Source organism: uncultured Tenacibaculum sp. (assembly GCF_947495995.1).
GTDB lineage: Bacteria > Bacteroidota > Bacteroidia > Flavobacteriales > Flavobacteriaceae > Polaribacter.
Genome location: NZ_CANMAX010000006.1, coordinates 145,163 through 163,725, shown reverse-complemented (window position 1 = coordinate 163,725; position 18,563 = coordinate 145,163). Strand labels below are relative to the sequence as shown.

Annotated in this window: 16 protein-coding genes, 2 tRNA genes and 1 pseudogene; 18 read left to right on the top strand and 1 reads right to left on the bottom strand. The window is 31.3% G+C overall.

The window, feature by feature from the left end:
- Window positions 1-9: 9 nt before the first annotated feature.
- Window positions 10-1,152: an acyl-CoA dehydrogenase gene (locus Q1A15_RS15855; RefSeq protein WP_299626148.1), complete on the bottom strand. Its 1,143-nt coding sequence runs from the start codon at window positions 1,150-1,152 to the stop codon at window positions 10-12.
- A 94-nt stretch (window positions 1,153-1,246) separates the two neighbouring features.
- On the opposite strand from Q1A15_RS15855, the gene Q1A15_RS15850 reads away from it, so the two are divergent.
- The 18 genes and pseudogenes from Q1A15_RS15850 (at window position 1,247) to Q1A15_RS15765 (ending at window position 18,561) form a co-directional block, all read left to right on the top strand.
- Complete coding sequence (locus Q1A15_RS15850) at window positions 1,247-2,308, top strand: anhydro-N-acetylmuramic acid kinase (protein ID WP_299626145.1); 1,062 nt, start codon at window positions 1,247-1,249, stop codon at window positions 2,306-2,308.
- A 298-nt stretch (window positions 2,309-2,606) separates the two neighbouring features.
- On the top strand, window positions 2,607-3,833 hold the full coding sequence (locus tag Q1A15_RS15845) for a Glu/Leu/Phe/Val dehydrogenase dimerization domain-containing protein (protein WP_299626142.1): 1,227 nt from the start codon (window positions 2,607-2,609) through the stop codon (window positions 3,831-3,833).
- Window positions 3,834-3,849: 16 nt separating this feature from the next.
- Window positions 3,850-5,319, top strand: a complete 1,470-nt coding sequence (gene nhaB, locus Q1A15_RS15840) for a sodium/proton antiporter NhaB (RefSeq protein ID WP_299626139.1) — start codon at window positions 3,850-3,852, stop codon at window positions 5,317-5,319.
- Window positions 5,320-5,577: 258 nt separating this feature from the next.
- Window positions 5,578-6,312, top strand: a pseudogene (locus Q1A15_RS15835) (ParA family protein); the annotation flags it as partial.
- Between the two features lie 626 nt (window positions 6,313-6,938).
- The gene (locus Q1A15_RS15830) at window positions 6,939-7,628 is read left to right on the top strand and encodes a MotA/TolQ/ExbB proton channel family protein (protein ID WP_299626136.1); all 690 of its coding nucleotides are present in this window, start codon (window positions 6,939-6,941) and stop codon (window positions 7,626-7,628) included.
- Window positions 7,628-8,020 carry a biopolymer transporter ExbD gene (locus tag Q1A15_RS15825; RefSeq protein WP_299626133.1) on the top strand — a complete coding sequence of 131 codons (393 nt, stop codon included), beginning with the start codon at window positions 7,628-7,630 and terminating at the stop codon, window positions 8,018-8,020. Before Q1A15_RS15830 ends, Q1A15_RS15825 begins: the two co-directional genes overlap by 1 nt.
- The gene (locus Q1A15_RS15820) at window positions 8,021-8,860 is read left to right on the top strand and encodes an energy transducer TonB (RefSeq protein WP_299626130.1); all 840 of its coding nucleotides are present in this window, start codon (window positions 8,021-8,023) and stop codon (window positions 8,858-8,860) included.
- A 12-nt stretch (window positions 8,861-8,872) separates the two neighbouring features.
- Window positions 8,873-10,084: a folylpolyglutamate synthase/dihydrofolate synthase family protein gene (locus Q1A15_RS15815; RefSeq protein ID WP_299626127.1), complete on the top strand. Its 1,212-nt coding sequence runs from the start codon at window positions 8,873-8,875 to the stop codon at window positions 10,082-10,084.
- Window positions 10,085-10,154: 70 nt separating this feature from the next.
- A tRNA-Val gene (locus tag Q1A15_RS15810) sits at window positions 10,155-10,229 on the top strand.
- A gap of 18 nt (window positions 10,230-10,247) precedes the next feature.
- Window positions 10,248-10,322 (top strand) — tRNA-Val (locus tag Q1A15_RS15805).
- Between the two features lie 126 nt (window positions 10,323-10,448).
- Complete coding sequence (locus tag Q1A15_RS15800) at window positions 10,449-11,021, top strand: acyltransferase (protein ID WP_299626124.1); 573 nt, start codon at window positions 10,449-10,451, stop codon at window positions 11,019-11,021.
- Between the two features lie 7 nt (window positions 11,022-11,028).
- The gene (locus tag Q1A15_RS15795) at window positions 11,029-11,976 is read left to right on the top strand and encodes a Gfo/Idh/MocA family oxidoreductase (protein WP_299626121.1); all 948 of its coding nucleotides are present in this window, start codon (window positions 11,029-11,031) and stop codon (window positions 11,974-11,976) included.
- Between the two features lie 30 nt (window positions 11,977-12,006).
- Complete coding sequence (locus tag Q1A15_RS15790; RefSeq protein WP_299626118.1) at window positions 12,007-12,984, top strand: SDR family oxidoreductase; 978 nt, start codon at window positions 12,007-12,009, stop codon at window positions 12,982-12,984.
- Between the two features lie 3 nt (window positions 12,985-12,987).
- Window positions 12,988-14,265, top strand: coding sequence for a nucleotide sugar dehydrogenase (locus tag Q1A15_RS15785; RefSeq protein WP_299626115.1), 1,278 nt, complete (start codon window positions 12,988-12,990; stop codon window positions 14,263-14,265).
- A 133-nt stretch (window positions 14,266-14,398) separates the two neighbouring features.
- A complete protein-coding gene (locus Q1A15_RS15780; RefSeq protein WP_299626112.1) occupies window positions 14,399-14,830 on the top strand; it encodes an adenylyltransferase/cytidyltransferase family protein in 432 nt (143 codons plus the stop codon).
- Window positions 14,831-14,891: 61 nt separating this feature from the next.
- Complete coding sequence (locus tag Q1A15_RS15775) at window positions 14,892-16,184, top strand: nucleotide sugar dehydrogenase (RefSeq protein WP_299626109.1); 1,293 nt, start codon at window positions 14,892-14,894, stop codon at window positions 16,182-16,184.
- Window positions 16,185-16,225: 41 nt separating this feature from the next.
- Window positions 16,226-17,551 (top strand): UDP-glucose/GDP-mannose dehydrogenase family protein, encoded by a 1,326-nt coding sequence (locus Q1A15_RS15770; RefSeq protein ID WP_299626107.1) that lies wholly within the window; start codon window positions 16,226-16,228, stop codon window positions 17,549-17,551.
- On the top strand, window positions 17,548-18,561 hold the full coding sequence (locus tag Q1A15_RS15765) for an NAD-dependent epimerase/dehydratase family protein (protein ID WP_299626104.1): 1,014 nt from the start codon (window positions 17,548-17,550) through the stop codon (window positions 18,559-18,561). Before Q1A15_RS15770 ends, Q1A15_RS15765 begins: the two co-directional genes overlap by 4 nt.
- The last annotated feature ends 2 nt before the right edge of the window (window positions 18,562-18,563 follow it).

Here is an 18,563-nt window from a genome sequence, read left to right as displayed (position 1 = left end):
ATAAAATTGTTATTCTTTGATTAAGCTTCTAGAAATTACAATCTTTTGAATTTCTGAAGTTCCTTCATAAATCTGAGTAATTTTAGCATCACGCATTAAACGCTCTACATGGTATTCTTTTACAAACCCGTTTCCACCGTGAATTTGAACAGCTTCAACAGTATGTTCCATTGCTACCTTAGAAGCATATAATTTTGCCATTGCACCAGAACGAGTATAATCATCACCATTATCTTTATCACAAGCAGCCTGCATTACTAAATGACGAGCAGCTGTAATTTCAGTGTACATGTCAGCTAATTTAAAAGCAATAGCTTGGTGGTTACAAATTTCTGTTCCGAAAGCTTTACGCTCTTTAGAATATTTTAAAGCTAATTCGTAAGCTCCAGAAGCAATACCTAAAGCTTGAGCAGCAATACCAATACGTCCACCAGATAAAGTTTTCATAGCAAATTTAAATCCGAATCCATCTTCACCAATTCTATTTTCTTTAGGAACTTTTACATCATTAAACTGTAATGTATGTGTATCAGAACCACGGATACCTAATTTATCTTCTTTCGGACCAATATGGAAACCTTCCATGCCTTTCTCTACGATAAACGCATTAATTCCTCTATGTCCTTTAGCTCTATCAGTTTGAGCAATTACTAAATAAACATCAGAACGTCCACCGTTAGTAATCCAGTTTTTAGTTCCGTTTAATAAATAGTAATCTCCTTTATCTTCTGCAGTCGTAGCTTGAGAAGTTGCATCAGAACCAGCTTCTGGCTCACTTAAACAAAACGCACCAATTTGCTCACCAGTTGCTAATTTTGTTAAATATTTTTGTTTTTGCTCTTCAGTACCATAAGCTTCTAAACCATAACAAACAAGTGAATTGTTTACAGAAACCATTACAGAAGCAGATGCATCAATCTTAGATAGCTCTTCCATAATTAAAACATAAGAAATAGTATCCATTCCACTACCTCCATATTTAGGATCAACCATTACTCCCATGAAGCCTAGTTCACCCATTTTTCTCACTAATTCATCAGGAAATTGTTGTTTTTCATCTCTTTCAATAACACCTGGTAATAATTCATTTTGAGCGAAATCACGAGCTGCATCTCGTATCATTAAATGCTCTTCTGTAAGATTAAAATCCATACTAAATCGTTATAGTTATAATAAATTTGTATAAAACGCGACCAAAGATACCCTTTTAATATTATTTTTTCAATAGCTTTCCTATTTTTACCTTATGCAGAATGAGTATAGATACGCCATCGGATTAATGTCAGGAACTTCTCTAGACGGTTTAGATTTAGTTTATGTGAAGTTTAATAATTCCGATTACAAAGATTTTAGCATAATTCATGCTGAAACACAGCCATATAATATAAAATGGAAATCTGATTTAAAAGAAGCGATAACATTTTCAAAATCAGAGTTAAAGAAACTTGACGATGATTATGGAATATATTTGGGAAAGTGTGTAAATAAGTTTATTGAAACGTTTTCAATTCAAGAAATAGATTTTATAGCTTCTCATGGCCACACCGTTTTTCATCAGCCAGATCAAGGGATTACATTACAAATAGGAAACGGAAAAAAAATTGCTGAGGTTACAAAATTAAAAGTTATATGTGATTTTAGATCGCAAGATGTTGCTCTAGGAGGTCAAGGAGCTCCTTTGGTTCCGATTGGAGATGAATTACTTTTCAATAATTATGATTATTGTCTGAACTTAGGAGGTTTTGCAAATGTTTCTTATGTTAAAAATGCGCAACGAATAGCTTTCGATGTTTGTCCGGTAAATATTGTGATGAATTTCTATGCAAAAAAGCTAGGCTATGAATTTGATGAAAGTGGAAAAATAGCAGCTTCTGGAAATGTGAATTTTGATTTGTTAAATGCACTCAATAAACTTCCTTTTTATTCAAAACCAGCTCCAAAGTCTTTAGGATTAGAATGGGTTCAAGAAGAAGTTTTTCCTTTAATTAACAATTTAGAAACAGATATTCCTACAATTTTAAAAACATTTGTAAAGCATAGCGCTTTTCAAATAAGTGAAATAATTAAAAATTCAAATACTATTCTAATCACAGGAGGAGGAGCTTTTAATTCTTTTTTAATAAGTGAGATAGAAAAGAATATTGATAAAAAAATCAAAATGGCTCCAAAACTTTTAATTGAATATAAAGAGGCTTTAATCTTTGGTTTTTTAGGATTATTAAGATTGAATGAAGAGGTAAACTGCTTACGTTCAGTTACTGGAGCTAGTAAAGATCATTCTTCAGGAGTAATTTTTAATCCTTATTGAACTAATAACTGTTGCTAAAGAAATGTTAAAGTGGTAAGAAACTATGGAAACTATTTTTGTTTTAAAAGTTTCCTTAGTAAATTGCGATCGTATTTAAGTAACACTATTGCGTGTAGAAAACGTTAGTAACTAGATGTTTTTTGTTGAATATTGTATGAAAATATTTGCAATAAAAAATCTAATTTTTTGGTAAGTTTGCGAGGTAACAAAAAATAAACGAAATGACACAACTTTAGCTTACATGATTTAATTTAAAAACAAGCAAAAAAATTAACAAACAACCATTATTAATTAAATCATGAAAGAATTATTAAAAAAATACGAAGAGAAGCAACCAGAAATAGTTTTTAATTGGAAAGATCCAGAAACTGAAGCTGAAGGTTGGACAGTAATAAACTCATTAAGAGGTGGTGCAGCTGGTGGAGGAACTAGAATGAGAAAAGGATTAGATAAATATGAAGTAATGTCGCTTGCAAAAACAATGGAAGTTAAATTTACTGTTTCTGGTCCGGCTATTGGAGGTGCTAAATCTGGAATTAACTTCGATCCAAGAGATCCAAGGAAAGAAGGAGTGTTAAGAAGATGGTATAAAGCAGTAGCGCCGTTATTAAAGAATTACTACGGAACCGGAGGAGATTTAAATGTTGATGAAATTCACGAAGTTATTCCAATTACTGAAGATTGTGGAGTATGGCATCCACAAGAAGGAGTATTTAATGGACACTTTAAACCAACAGAAGCTGATAAAATCAATAGAATTGGTCAGTTACGTCATGGAGTAATCAAAGTATTAGAAAGCGAAGATTTTTCACCAGATGTAGCAAAAAAATATACAGTTGCAGATATGATCACTGGTTATGGTGTAGCTGAAGCTGTAAAGCATTACTATAATATTTATGGAGGAAGTGTTGTTGGTAAAAGAGCAGTTGTTCAGGGTTTTGGAAACGTAGGTTCTGCAGCAGCATATTACTTAGCTCAAATGGGAGCAAAAGTTGTAGGTATTATTGATAGAGTTGGAGGAGTAATAAATGAAGAAGGTTTTACGTTCGAAGAAATTAAAGAGTTGTTCTTAAATAAAGACGGAAATACTCTTGTTGCTGAAAACATGATTCCTTTTGAAGAAATGAATGCAAGAGTTTGGAATTTACCTTGTGAAATTTTTGCACCTTGTGCGGCTTCAAGATTAATTACTGATAAGCAAATTGATCAAATGATAGGTACTGGTTTAGAGGTTATCTCTTGTGGAGCGAATGTTCCTTTTGCTGACCAAGAAATTTTCTTCGGACCAATTATGGAAAGTACCGATAAGAAAGTGAGTTTAATCCCTGACTTTATTTCTAATTGTGGAATGGCGAGAGTATTTGCTTATTTCATGGAGAAAAGAGTAGCGATGAGTGATGAATCTATTTTTAATGATACATCAGAAATAATTAAAAAAGCTTTAGAAAAAGCACATGCTAAAGATTCGAGTAAAACGAATATTAGCAAAACGGCGTTTGAAATCGCCTTAAAGGAATTAATTTAATCAAATAAGTACAATTATGTTAAAATACTTTTTAGGAAATAGTCCAAAGTGGTTCAAGTTAACCATGATTGGTTTTTTAATATTTAATATATTTTCCTATTTCGTTCTAGGTAAAACCATTACTGCATGGTTATTTATTGGAGAGTTTATCTTCACATTAGCCATGGCTTTAAAATGTTATCCACTACAATCTGGTGGTTTATTAGCAATTGAAGCTATTGCATTAGGTTTAACCACTCCTAAAAATGCTTATCATGAAGTAGATCAAAACTTAGAAGTAGTATTGCTTTTAGTTTTTATGGTGGCAGGAATTTATTTTATGAAGCCTTTATTAATGTATATCTTCAGTAAGGTATTCACTAAGATAAAATCGAAATTAATTCTATCCTTATTATTTGTTTTCTTAGCAGCTGTTTTATCGGCTTTCTTAGATGCTTTAACAGTTACTGCTGTATTAATTAGTGTTGCAGTAGGGTTTTATGGAGTATACCATAGAATTGCTTCGAGTTCGGCGGATTATGATAATGACGGAACTTTAGATAGAAAAGAGTTAAGTGGAGATACATTAGAACAATTTAGAAGTTTCCTAAGAAGTTTAATTATGCACGGAGTTGTAGGTACAGCTCTTGGTGGAGTTTGTACTTTAGTTGGTGAACCACAAAACTTATTAATTGGAGAAAGGTTAGGATGGGATTTTGTAGACTTTTTCCTACAAATGGCACCAATAACAATTCCGGTTTTGCTAGCAGGTTTATTAACAACAGTTGTTTTAGAGACTACAGGTTGGTTTGGTTTTGGAGCTAAATTACCTTCAGTCGCTGCTGAAATTATTGAAAACTATACAATTGAAGAAGACAATAAGAGAACTGATGGTGAAAAGTATGGTTTAATAGTACAAGGAGTTTCTGCAATTTTATTAATAGCAGGTTTAGCATTACACATTGCGCCAGTAGGCTTTATTGGTTTAGCTTTAATTATTGTTCAAACTGCTTTTATGGGAATTATTGATGAGCATAAGTTAGGACACGCTTTTGAAGAAGCTTTACCTTTTACAGGTTTATTAGTAGTGTTCTTTGTTATTGTAGCAATGATTCACGATCAGCACTTATTTAGTCCAATTATCGCATGGGCTTTAGAGCAAGATCCAGCATCTCAACCAGGATTATTTTACATTGCTAACGGATTCTTATCAGCAATAAGTGATAATGTATTTGTGGCTACAGTATATATTGGAGAGGTAGAAAGTGCATTTAAAAGTGGTGTAATCACTAGAGAGCATTTTGAAAAATTAGCTGTAGCTATTAATACTGGAACTAACTTACCAAGTGTGGCTACTCCAAACGGACAAGCAGCTTTCTTATTCTTACTAACATCATCATTAGCACCGTTAATTAATTTATCTTACGGAAAAATGGTAAAAATGGCGCTTCCTTACACGATAGTTTTAGGAGGGTTAGGTTATGTATTAGTAAAAGTAATGTTATAACATAATTATATACGAATAGATTGAAATCCTGAATTTTTTAAATTCAGGATTTTTTTTTAGCTTTAAAGGTCTATTCTTTTTATAAACAATGATTTAAAATTTTGTTTTCATGATTAAAGAATAAACTATAAAGGTTTTTATAGTGATACATCCCCCTAAATTAGTATGCTAAAATAATTTTAAGTCTGCTTTTTCTCGAGTGTTGAATATTGGAAATCTTAATCAACTAACTTTTAATTTCAACTAGTAACATTTTACATGGGAAAAATTATTTCTATTTGTAATCAGAAAGGAGGCGTGGGTAAAACAACTACCTGCGTAAATTTATCTGCTGCATTAGGAGTTCTTGAGAAAAAAGTATTGGTAATAGATACAGATCCACAAGCAAATGCATCGGTTTCATTTGGTTTTGGAGTTGAGAACTTTGATAATCCAGCGTTACAGTTTATGGATTTTACATCGGTAATAAGAAATAATATTATTACAACTAATTCACCAAATGTAGATTTATTTCCTTTTTATGAAGATTTAAACTTCTTTGAAAAAGCATCAGTCTCTTCAAAATTTAAAAAAGCATTAAACAGCATTAAGAAATCATATGATTTTATTTTGATTGATTGTGTTCCTTTTTTTAAAGCTAAAAATTTAGAAATATTAGCAGTTTCAGACGCTGTAATTATTCCTGTGCAATGTGACTATTATGCTTTAGAAGGATTGCATAAGTTTTTAAAAACAGTTCGGTTCGTACAAAAGAAACTAAATAGTAATTTACATATTGAAGGATTTTTATTAACGATGTATGATAAGAGAGTCAATCTTTCGAATAAAGTGGCCGATTATGTTCGGAATTATTTTCAAGATTTAGTATTTTCAACAATAATAGATAGAAATGCTAAAATTACACAAGCACCAAGTTTAGGTAAGAGTGTAATAGAATATGATGCTACATGCATTGGTTCAAAGTGTTATTTAAATCTTGCGATAGAAATATTAGCGAATAACGATGTCATTGATGAAGAGAAAGAACTTCGAGTTATTGAACAAGAGCAAGAAACTGTTTTTAATTCTAAGAAGTTAGGTAGAACTCCGTTGAGTGGTGATGATAGTTTGTACGAAAGGATACTAAATAATTTTTCTTGTGAGTATGAAGAAGAGCAAAAATCATTTTTAAACAATTTTGATGATTTGATAAATCTAAAGAAATCTTCAGTAGAAAAAATTATGGGAACTTCTTATAAAGAACTACTAGGAAGTACATGGATATATAAAGTGAATAAAGAAAAGGTTTTTAAGAAAAAATACCTTTATGTGTATTTTGAAAATGATGCTGTTACACATTATGCAATGAAATGGTTCGGTAGCTAAATTTCTTTGTGTTTTTCTTGTGATAAAATCACATCAGTTTTTGCATAGAATCAATATATTTGCTAGTAACTAAGGTCTATATCAAGTGTTTTGTAATAACAATTTCATAAAGAATTTTTAAGTTAGAACTTTTTAAATATGTATATGAGATTTATTACGTTCGTTAAAGGTTTGTTATAGTTGTCTTTAGATGTTTGTATTAATATAATTTTTTAACGTCGAATTCGTTAATTTCAAAAAAGTAGAGGTATTATATGTTTTTATTTATTCAAGAAGTAGCTAAAGAAGTTGTAGATGAATCAACTCAAGAAAAAACACTATCGATTATACAATTGATAAAAGATGGTGGTTTAGGCGGACAAATTATTATTGCTATCTTATTTGTTTTACTTGGTGTTGCTTTATATATTTATTTTGAGCGCTTCTTTGCTATAAAATCAGCTTCTAAAGAAGATAGTAACTTTATGAATCAAATTCGAGACTTTGTATTAAACGGAAATTTAGATTCAGCAAAAGCTTTATGTGAAAGTACAGATACTCCTTCGTCAAGATTAGTAGGTAAAGGAATTTCAAGAATAGGAAAACCTTTAGATGATATTAATACAGCAATTGAAAATGCAGGAAAGCTTGAAGTTTATAAATTAGAAAAGAATGTTTCTGTATTGGCAACCATAGCTGGTGCAGCTCCAATGATTGGTTTCTTAGGAACAGTAATTGGTATGATTGTAGCTATTCATGAAATAGCAAATTCGGGTGGACAAATAGATATTAAAATGTTATCGGATGGTTTATATACTGCAATGACAACTACAGTTGCTGGTTTAATTGTTGGTATTATCTCTTACATCGCATATAATCATTTGGTAGTTAGAACAGATAAAGTTGTGTATCAAATGGAAGCACAGTCTGTTGAGTTTTTAGATTTATTAAATGAGCCTGTATAATGAATTTAAGAGGAAGAAATAAAGTAGATCCTAATTTCAATATGTCGTCTATGACGGATATTGTATTCTTGTTATTGATTTTTTTCATGTTAACTTCAACTTTAGTTACAGTAAGCGCAATAGATGTTTTACTTCCTAAAGCTGGAGGAAAAACAGAAAATAAAACTTCAGTAGCAGTAACAATTACAAAAGATTCAGATTTTTATATCGATAAGTCTAAAGTAGCATCGAATAGTTTGGAACAAGAATTGTTAAATAAAGTAGGAGCAAATAAAGAGAAAACGGTGGTTATTAGAGGTGATCAAAATGTACCTTATAAAAATGTAATGCAAGTTATTGATATTGCGAACAGAAATAAATTGAAAATGATACTCGCTGTTAAAGGAAGGTAAATGCAATTATTTGATACAATACATAAAAGAAAGTCTGCAATTATTACAGCAATACTTTTACTATTAATACTTCTTATGATGTACGGATTTGGGATGCGTTATATGGATCCGCCTATTGAATATGGAGTATCAATTAATTATGGAGATTCTGATGTTGGAAGTGGAGAGCCTGTAGAAAAAGTGAAAGCTGCTGAACCAAAAGTAGAAGAAGAACAAAAAGAAGAACCTCAAGAAGAAGTAGAACCAGTTGAAGAACAGCCAAAAGAGGAAGTAATTGAAGATGTTATTACAGATGAAACTACTGAAGAAGATGTTCCTGTGGTAGATAAAAAGAAAGAAAAAAAAGAACCTGTTAAAGAGGTTAAGGAAGAGAAACCAAAAGAAAAGCCAAAACCTAAACCTTCAAAAGCTGCAACAGATGCATTGAATAGTTTACTAAAAGGTAGTTCTCCTGATGGTGAAGCTAAGAAAGGTGAAGGAGATGATAAAGAAGCGGGAGTGAAAGGTGATAAATCTGGAGATCCTGATTCAAATAAATATTATGGTAAAGCTGGAGATGGTTCTGGCGGAAATTACAATTTAGCAGGTAGAAAAGCATTATCTAAACCAATTCAAAATCCAGATTGTGAAGAGGAAGGAACTGTAGTGGTTAGTATAGAAGTTAGTAAAGATGGTAAAGTGTTAAAAGCTTCGCCTGGAGCAAGAGGAACTACAAATTCAGCTCCGTGTTTATTTAAAGCCGCTAAAGAAGCAGCATTAAAAACAAAATGGAATCCTGATGGAAATGCTCCTGAAAAGCAAAGAGGAACCATTATATACAAATTCTCATTATCAAAGTAGTTTATTGTTAATATGACGTATCAAGAAACGGTAAATTGGATGTTTAATCAGTTACCGATGTATCAAAGTCAAGGGAAAACTGCATATAAAGCAGACTTATCTAATATCATTAAGCTTTGTGATTATTTAGGAAATCCAGAAAATAAATTTAAATCAATTCATGTAGGTGGAACTAACGGTAAAGGTTCTACAAGTCATATGATTGCTTCAATTTTACAAGAAGCAGGATATAAGGTTGGTTTATATACTTCTCCGCATTTAAAAAGTTTTACAGAGCGTATTAGAATCAATGGAGAGGAAATACCAGAAGATGTAGTTGTTCAGTTTATAACTGAAAATAAAACGTTTTTTGAATCGAATCAATTATCTTTTTTTGAAATGACAGTTGGTTTAGCATTTGAATATTTTACAAATAAAAAAGTAGATGTAGCGGTAATAGAAGTTGGTTTAGGAGGAAGATTAGATTCTACGAATGTAATCACTCCAGAATTATCTGTTATAACAAACATAGGATTAGATCACGTTCAAATTTTAGGAGATACTGTTCAGAAAATAGCAGTAGAGAAAGCAGGGATTATAAAAAAAGGAGTTCCTGTAGTTATTGGTGAAAGAGATACAGATACCGAAAGTGTTTTTATAGATAAAGCAAAAGAATTATCGTCTGAAATTGTATTTGCTTCAGATAGTAATGAAATTAGTTTTAAAACCGATTTATTAGGTTCATATCAACAGAAAAATATAAAAACAGCAGTTACAGCAATTACTAAGCTTGCTAATTTTACAGTAAGTGAAAAACATATACAAAAAGGATTAAGTAATGTAGTTTTTAATACAAATCTAAAAGGAAGATGGCAAGTTATTCAAGAAAATCCTAAAGTGATTTGTGATACCGCACACAATAAAGAAGGTATTCAATATGTATTAAAACAACTTCAAGAAGAAAAATATGAAACATTACATATTGTTTTAGGAGTCGTTTCTGATAAAAACTTGGAAGAGATTTTACCAATGTTTCCTGAAAAAGCAACATATTATTTCTGCAAACCAGACATGCCAAGAGGACTTTCAGAAAAAAAATTAAGTAACGAAGCGAAAAAATATAATTTAGAGGGTAAAACTTATGAATCTGTTCAACAGGCTTACAATGAGTCTCTTATTTTGTCTGCTGATCGGGATTTAGTGTTTGTAGGAGGAAGTACTTTTACTGTTGCTGAAATTTTATAGAAAAAAACTTAAAAAAAATGTTGTCAGTATTCAAAATGGTGTTATATTTGCATCCGCAATAGCAAAGCAGGGGCGCGTAGCTCAGTTGGTTCAGAGCACTTGGTTTACACCCAAGGGGTCAGGGGTTCGAATCCCTTCGCGCCCACAAAAAGTGAAAATATTCGGGCGAATAGCTCAGTTGGTTCAGAGCACTTGGTTTACACCCAAGGGGTCGGGGGTTCGAATCCCTCTTCGCCCACAAACAAAACCTCAATCTAAACAGATTGAGGTTTTTTGTTTTCTATACTGTTTTTACGTCTGCTTTTTGTAGGTTTGTTAATTACAAAAGATAGTCTTAAGCTATATTGTTAATACAAGAGAGTTGATGAGTTATTTTGCACATGAAACCGCTGTAATAGATGAAGGTTCTCAAATAGGAGAGGGAACAAAAATTTGGCATTTTTCTCACGTAATGCCAAACAGTAAGATAGGTGATCGATGTAATTTAGGTCAGAATGTTGTCATTTCTCCAGAAGTAATTTTAGGTAACAATGTAAAGGTTCAAAACAATGTTTCTGTTTATACAGGAGTTGTTTGTGAAAATGATGTTTTTCTTGGTCCTTCAATGGTTTTTACAAATGTTATAAATCCTAGAAGTGCTGTAAATCGAAAATCAGAATTTAAACAGACTTTAGTAAAACAAGGAGCAACAATTGGAGCTAATGCAACCGTAATTTGTGGAAATACAATTGGAGAATATGCCTTAATAGGAGCAGGTGCAGTGGTGACAAAAGATGTTCAAGCTTATGCTTTAGTTGTAGGGAATCCTTCTAAACAAATTGGATGGGTAAGTGAATACGGACATAGATTGATGTTTGATGAAAAAGGTTGTGCTGTTTGTAGTGAAAGTAATCAAGTTTATCAATTAGAAAATAATCATGTTAAAAGAGTAAAGTAAAATTTAAATGAAGAATTTTGCAATTTTAGGAGTAGCAGGTTACATAGCTCCTAGGCATTTAATGGCGATAAAAGATACAGGGAATAATTTACTAGCATCGTTAGATAAAAATGATAGTGTTGGTATTTTAGATAGTTATTTTCCAAATTCAAACTTTTTTGTGGAGTTTGAACGATTTGATCGTCATATTGAAAAGTTAAAAAGACAAGAGAATATTCAGTTAGATTATGTAAGTGTATGTACTCCAAATTATTTACATGATTCTCATATTAGAATGGCTTTAAGAAGAGGTGCAGATGCGATTTGTGAAAAGCCATTAGTTTTAAATCCATGGAATTTAGATGCACTTGAAGCAATAGAAAGCGAAAGTGAAAATAGAATTAATGCTATTTTACAATTACGATTACATCCAAGTGTAATAGCTTTAAAACAAAAAGTACAAGCTCAAAATAATAAGGCGAAATACGAAATAGATTTAACATATATTACTTCTAGAGGAAAATGGTATGACATTTCTTGGAAAGGAGATGAAAGTAAATCTGGAGGTATTGTAACTAATATAGGGATACATTTCTTTGATATGTTGACTTGGATTTTTGGAAATGTTCAAGAAAGCGAAGTTCATTTAAGAGAACATGATAAAGCAAGTGGGTATCTAGAATTAGAAAATGCTAGAGTACGATGGTTTTTATCAATTGATTCAAATTCTTTACCAAAAGAAATTAAAGAAAAAGGACAAAGAACGTATAGATCCATAACGGTAGAGGGAGAAGAAATAGAGTTTAGTCAAGGTTTTACAGATTTGCATACTAAAACTTACGAAGAAGTCTTAAAAGGGAATGGTTTTTCTTTAAAGGATGCTAGACCATCAATAGAAACAGTGTATAATATTAGAAATATAAATATTATTAGTAAAGGAATAAAACATCCTTATTTATCAAATTTAGAAGTTTAAGCTAACACGATTAAGTGTTAAATTTAAGATATGACATTACAAGGAAAGAAAATATTAGTTACAGGTGGTGCAGGTTTTATAGGATCAAACTTGTGTGATAAACTTATCGAAATGAATAACGAGGTTGTTTGTCTTGATAATTTTGCAACAGGTAAGAGAGAAAATATAGAACATTTATTAAGTAATTCTAAATTCAAATTAATAGAAGGAGATATTCGAAATCTAGAAGACTGTAAAAAAGCAGTTGAAAATGTAGATTTTGTTTTGCATCAGGCAGCGTTAGGTTCTGTACCAAGGTCAATTAAAGATCCAATAACTTCTAATGATGTTAATGTTGGCGGTTTTCTAAATATGTTAGTAGCTTCTAGAGACGCAGGAGTGAAAAGATTTGTTTATGCCGCGAGTTCTTCGACTTATGGAGATTCTGAATCTTTACCGAAAGTGGAAGATAAGATTGGGAAGCCTTTGTCTCCATACGCAATTACAAAGTATGTAAATGAATTATATGCTGATGTTTTTTCGAAAACATATGGAATAGAAACTATCGGATTACGATATTTCAATGTTTTTGGTAGAAGACAAGATCCTAATGGAGCTTATGCGGCGGTAATTCCTAAATTCGTGAAGCTTTTAATGAATAATGAATCTCCGGTTATTAATGGAGACGGATCTTATTCTCGAGATTTTACTTATATTGATAATGTAGTTCAAGCTAATATTTTGTGTTTAATTTCAGAAAATGGAAAAGCTGTAAATACGGTTTATAATGTTGCGTACGGAGAACGAAATACTTTAGTAGATCTAATGAAGTATTTAAAAGAATATTTATCAGATTTTGATGCGAATATTAGTAACGTAGAAGCTAAACACGGACCGAATAGGCAAGGAGATATACCACATTCTTTAGCAAATATTGATAAAGCTAGAGAATTATTAAATTATGATCCAAAGTTTTCTTTACAATTAGGATTAAAGGAAGCGGTAACTTGGTATTGGGAAAATTTATAAGAAATGAGTAAACCTAAGATAGGAATAATAGGGTTAGGATATGTAGGATTGCCTTTAGCTAGGTTATTTGCTACAAAGTATACAGTAGTTGGTTTTGATATTAATGAAGAGAGAATAAACGAACTTAGAAAAGGTATAGATAGTACTTTAGAGGTTGAGAATGATGTTTTGCAATCGGTTTTAGTTGATAAGAGTTCTGATTCTGAAGGTTTATTTTGTAGTTTTTCTACAAAAGATTTATATGATTGTACAGTGTTTATTGTAACTGTACCTACTCCAATAGATAAAAATAATCGACCGGTTTTGACTCCATTGATAAAAGCTAGCGAAACAGTTGGAGGAGTTTTAAAGAAAGATGATATTGTTATATATGAATCTACGGTTTATCCTGGAGCAACAGAGGAAGATTGTGTGCCAGTTTTAGAAAAGATTTCAGGTATGAAATTTAACCGAGATTTTTATGTGGGTTATTCTCCTGAAAGAATCAATCCTGGAGATAAACTACACACTGTAGAAAAAATATTAAAGGTAACTGCTGGGTCTACACCAGAAGTAGGTAAGATAGTAGATGATCTTTACAAGTCTGTTATTACTGCAGGAACTCATTTAGCTCCAACAATAAAAGTTGCTGAAGCTGCAAAAGTTATTGAAAATTCTCAAAGAGATATCAATATTGCGTTTGTTAACGAATTAGCAAAGATTTTCAATTTGATGGATATTAATACTCACGATGTTTTAGCAGCAGCTGGTACAAAATGGAATTTTTTACCATTTAAGCCAGGTTTAGTTGGTGGTCATTGTATTGGTGTTGATCCATATTATTTAGCACAGAAAGCCCAAGAGTATGGTTATCATCCAGAAATTATTTTAGCTGGGAGAAGATTGAATGATAGTATGGGAGAGTATGTAGCTTCTGAAGTTATTAAGTTAATGATAGGGAATGATCTTAGGATAAAAGATGCTAAGGTTCTAGTGTTAGGGATAACTTTTAAAGAAAACTGTCCAGATGTTAGAAATACCAGAGTTGTAGATGTAGTACATGCATTAAAAGATTACGGATTAAATGTAGATGTTTTTGATCCTTGGGCAAATGAAGAAGAAGTTATGTCAGAATATAACTTAAAATCAACTAGAAGTCTACCAGAAGAAAAGTATAATGCACTAGTGTTAACAGTAGCTCATAAAGAATTTACTGAGTTAGATTTCGATTCTTTAAAAGAAATAAAAGCTGTAGTTTACGATGTGAAAAATGCTTTAAAGATTAAGGATAAGACTTTATAGTTATAACCTGAAATTGATTATAAGTTTTATGATTTTAAGAAGTTTAGAGTAAAATAATTATTAATAAATCCTAAAAAGACTTTTCAAAATAAATTAACTTAATATATTTGTTCATTGAAAAGAAACAGAAATTATGAAAGTAGGTATAACATTTAGTGCATTTGATTTGCTACATGCAGGGCATATCAAAATGTTGGAAGAAGCTAAGCGTCAGTGTGATTACTTAATTTGTGGACTTCAAACAGATCCTACTATTGATAGACCTGAGAAAAATAAACCTGTTCAGTCAGTAGTTGAAAGATATATTCAACTAAAAGGCTGTAAATATGTGGATGAAATTGTTCCTTATGCTACAGAGCAGGATTTAGAAGATGTTTTACGTTCTTTTCATATCGATGTGAGGATCATAGGTGATGAATATGCTAGTAAGATGTTTACAGGAAGAGACTACTGTGAGAAAAAAGGAATAAAATTATACTTCAATAAAAGAGAACATCGTTTTTCAAGTAGCGGTTTAAGAAAAGAAGTTCATGAAAAGGAAAGTTTAAAAAAAAAGGATAAGTAATTTTTTTGAGAAAAGAGATTGTAGAAATTCAATTCTATAAAGTTTTGTTAATAGCATATAAATGAAGATAAATAAACCAAAAATAGCTATTATAGGTTTAGGATATGTTGGGTTACCTTTGGCAAGATTATTTGCAACTAAATACCCAACCGTAGGTTTTGATATAAATGATAAAAGGGTAAGAGAATTAATGAATGGTATTGATTCTACGCTTGAAATTTCTAATAAAGAACTTAAATCTGTAATCGTTCAAGAACCCTCTGAAGAAGAAGGTCTTTTTTGTTCCACATCTTTAGAGTCTATAGAAGGAAGTGACTATTATATCATAACTGTCCCAACACCTGTTGATAAGAATAATAGACCGGTTTTAACTCCTTTATTAAAAGCAAGTGAAACAGTAGGTAAGGTTTTGAGTAAAGATAATATAGTTATTTATGAATCTACCGTATATCCTGGTGCTACTGAAGGGGAATGTATACCAGTCTTAGAAAAAAAATCTGGACTTAGATTTAATAAAGATTTTTTTGCGGGTTACTCACCAGAAAGAATTAATCCAGGAGATAAAAAACATACAGTAGAAAAAATTTTAAAGGTTACATCTGGTTCCACTCCTGTAATTGGCGAGAAAATAGATAACTTATATAGGTCTATAATTACTGCGGGCACTCATTTAGCTCCTACAATAAAGGTAGCCGAGGCGGCCAAGGTAATCGAAAATTCACAAAGAGATATTAATATTGCCTTTGTAAATGAGCTTGCAAAAATTTTTAACCTTATGGGAATTAATACTCATGATGTTTTAGAGGCAGCAGGGACAAAATGGAATTTTTTACCTTTTAAGCCAGGTCTAGTTGGAGGACATTGTATTGGAGTTGACCCATATTATTTAGCTCAAAAAGCCCAAGAGTTTGGTTATCATCCTGAAATCATATTAGCAGGTAGAAGGTTAAATGATAGTATGGGAGATTACATAGCTTCTCAGGTAGTTAAGTTAATGATAAAGCGAGATATTCATGTAAGAGGTGCTAATATTTTAGTTTTAGGAATTACTTTCAAAGAAAATTGTCCTGATGTTAGAAACACAAAAGTTGTAGATGTTATTCATGCGTTAAAAGAATATGGAACTGAAATAACAGTTTTTGATCCTTGGGCTAACGAAGAAGAAGTTAAATTTGAATATTCTATAAGCACGGTAAAAGAAATTCCTCGTCAAAAAAAGTTTCAAGCTGTTATACTTGCAGTTGCACATAATGAATTTAAAGATTTAGATTTTAAAGGGTTAGGCGAGGAGAGTATGTTGGTGTATGATGTTAAGAATATTTTACCATCTTCAGTAGAACATGAAAGTTTATAACATTTTTTCAGAAGATAATTATTCGATTAAAAAAAATAAAAATGAATATTGCAGTCATAGGTACGGGGTATGTAGGTTTGGTTTCAGGGACATGTTTTTCAGAAATGGGAAACTTTGTTACTTGTGTTGATATTGACCAAGATAAAATTAATAAATTAAAACGAGGAGTAATACCAATATATGAGCCTGGCTTAGAAAAAATGGTTCTTAAAAATGTAGAGAACGAAAATTTACATTTTACTACTAATTTAGAGAAAGCGATTGATAGCGTAGAAATAGTTTTTATAGCTGTAGGAACTCCAATGGGGGAGGATGGATCCGCTGACTTACAATTTGTTTTGTCTGTGGCAGAAGAGATTGGTCAAAAAATGAAAGGGAGGCTTGTTATTGTTGATAAATCTACCGTGCCAGTTGGTACAGCTGATAAAGTCAGAGAGAAAATTCAAGAACAACTAGATATAAGAAAGAAAAAAATAGATTTTGACGTAGTGTCTAACCCTGAATTCTTAAAGGAAGGTGATGCAATTAAAGATTTTATGAAGCCAGACAGAGTGGTTATAGGGGCTGATTCTGAATATGCTTTTGAAAAAATGAAGCAGTTATATACCCCATTTACAATGTCAAGAGACCGATTTATAACAATGGATATTAGATCCGCTGAAATGACTAAGTATGCTGCCAATGCTATGTTAGCTACAAAAATTTCATTTATGAATGAAATAGCAAATATATGTGAACATGTAGGTGCAGATGTCAATAATGTTAGGATAGGTATAGGTTCTGATTCAAGAATTGGATATAGTTTTATTTATCCAGGAGCAGGGTATGGAGGCTCTTGTTTTCCAAAAGATGTTAAGGCTTTAAAAAAGATAGCAGAAGAACATGATTATAAAGCTCAACTAATAGAATCTGTAGAGGATGTAAATAATCGTCAAAAATTCGTAATTGCTAATAAAGTCATTAAAAGATTTGGTAAGGATTTATCAAGTAAAACTTTTGCAATCTGGGGGTTGGCTTTTAAACCAGGAACTGATGATATGAGAGAAGCCCCAGCTATATATGTGATTAAGGAGTTGGTTAGAAGAGGTGCGAAAATTAAATGTTATGATCCGAAAGCTATGGAAGAAGCAAAACATTTTTACCTTAAAGATGTAGACAGGTTAGTTTACGAAAAATCTAAATATGATGTGCTAAAAGAATCTGATGCTTTAATTTTATTAACTGAATGGAAAGAATTTCGTTCTCCAGATTTTGAGGAAATAAAGAAACAACTTAGTCAACCTGTTATATTTGATGGAAGAAATCAATATATGGCTTATAATTTGAAAGAAAAAGGCATAGAGTATTATAGAATTGGAAAGTCATGAAAATTTTAATTACAGGTGCAGCTGGTTTTATTGGATTTCATTTGTGTGAAAGATTATTGAAGGAAGAAGAAATTCAAATTATAGGAATAGATAATATAAATAATTATTATGATGTAAATCTAAAGTATTCAAGATTAAAAGAATTAGGAATTCCTAGAAAGGAAGCAGAAGAATTTAATAATTATGTGTTTAGTAAAAAGTATGAAAATTTTAAATTTATAAGACTCAATTTAGAAGATAGTAAAGAACTATCAAGTTTATTTAAAAAAGAAGGGTTCGATATCGTATGTAATCTTGCGGCTCAGGCAGGAGTGAGATATAGTTTAGAAAATCCTAATGCTTATATACAAAGTAATATTGTAGGTTTTGCAAACATACTCGAATGTTCTAGACATAACAAAATCAAACATTTAATATACGCTAGTAGTTCTAGTGTTTATGGGGCCAATACAAAAGTTCCTTTTGAAACTACAGATGTAGTTGATACTCCTGTTAGTTTATACGCTGCTACGAAAAAAAGTAATGAGTTAATGGCTCATACATATTCACATTTATACAATTTGTCAACTACAGGTTTGAGATTTTTTACAGTATATGGGCCTTGGGGTAGACCTGACATGGCAATGTTTTTATTTACCGAGGCTATTATAAAAGGAGAACCCATAAAAGTTTTTAACTATGGAAAAATGGAAAGAGATTTTACTTATATAGATGACATTGTAGAAGGAGTGAGAAGAATCTTGTTAAAAGATTTAAAGACTAGAGAGAAGTATAAAGTATACAACATAGGTAATAATAATAGTGTAAAGTTAACTGATTTCATTGATGAAATTGAATTAAAGTTAAACAGAGTAGCTAAAAAAGAAATGCTGCCGATTCAACCAGGAGATGTTTATAAAACTTGGGCAAATGTAGAAGATTTAATTAATGATTACGGTTATAATCCAAACACGCCAATTAAAGAAGGAATAAGTAGATTTATTGATTGGTATAAACGATATAATTCTTGACT

Bases quoted from the DNA above. Each gene is read 5' to 3' on its own strand.
- Q1A15_RS15800 (WP_299626124.1), top strand. From the start codon at position 10,449: ATGAGTTATTTTGCACATGAAACCGCTGTAATAGATGAAGGTTCTCAA.
- Q1A15_RS15850 (WP_299626145.1), top strand. From the start codon at position 1,247: ATGCAGAATGAGTATAGATACGCCATCGGATTAATGTCAGGAACTTCT.
- nhaB (WP_299626139.1), top strand. From the start codon at position 3,850: ATGTTAAAATACTTTTTAGGAAATAGTCCAAAGTGGTTCAAGTTAACC.
- Q1A15_RS15790 (WP_299626118.1), top strand. From the start codon at position 12,007: ATGACATTACAAGGAAAGAAAATATTAGTTACAGGTGGTGCAGGTTTT.
- Q1A15_RS15820 (WP_299626130.1), top strand. From the start codon at position 8,021: ATGCAATTATTTGATACAATACATAAAAGAAAGTCTGCAATTATTACA.
- Q1A15_RS15780 (WP_299626112.1), top strand. From the start codon at position 14,399: ATGAAAGTAGGTATAACATTTAGTGCATTTGATTTGCTACATGCAGGG.
- Q1A15_RS15855 (WP_299626148.1), bottom strand. From the start codon at position 1,152: ATGGATTTTAATCTTACAGAAGAGCATTTAATGATACGAGATGCAGCT.
- Q1A15_RS15765 (WP_299626104.1), top strand. From the start codon at position 17,548: ATGAAAATTTTAATTACAGGTGCAGCTGGTTTTATTGGATTTCATTTG.
- Q1A15_RS15785 (WP_299626115.1), top strand. From the start codon at position 12,988: ATGAGTAAACCTAAGATAGGAATAATAGGGTTAGGATATGTAGGATTG.
- Q1A15_RS15825 (WP_299626133.1), top strand. From the start codon at position 7,628: ATGAATTTAAGAGGAAGAAATAAAGTAGATCCTAATTTCAATATGTCG.
- Q1A15_RS15770 (WP_299626107.1), top strand. From the start codon at position 16,226: ATGAATATTGCAGTCATAGGTACGGGGTATGTAGGTTTGGTTTCAGGG.
- Q1A15_RS15775 (WP_299626109.1), top strand. From the start codon at position 14,892: ATGAAGATAAATAAACCAAAAATAGCTATTATAGGTTTAGGATATGTT.
- Q1A15_RS15815 (WP_299626127.1), top strand. From the start codon at position 8,873: ATGACGTATCAAGAAACGGTAAATTGGATGTTTAATCAGTTACCGATG.
- Q1A15_RS15845 (WP_299626142.1), top strand. From the start codon at position 2,607: ATGAAAGAATTATTAAAAAAATACGAAGAGAAGCAACCAGAAATAGTT.
- Q1A15_RS15830 (WP_299626136.1), top strand. From the start codon at position 6,939: ATGTTTTTATTTATTCAAGAAGTAGCTAAAGAAGTTGTAGATGAATCA.
- Q1A15_RS15795 (WP_299626121.1), top strand. From the start codon at position 11,029: ATGAAGAATTTTGCAATTTTAGGAGTAGCAGGTTACATAGCTCCTAGG.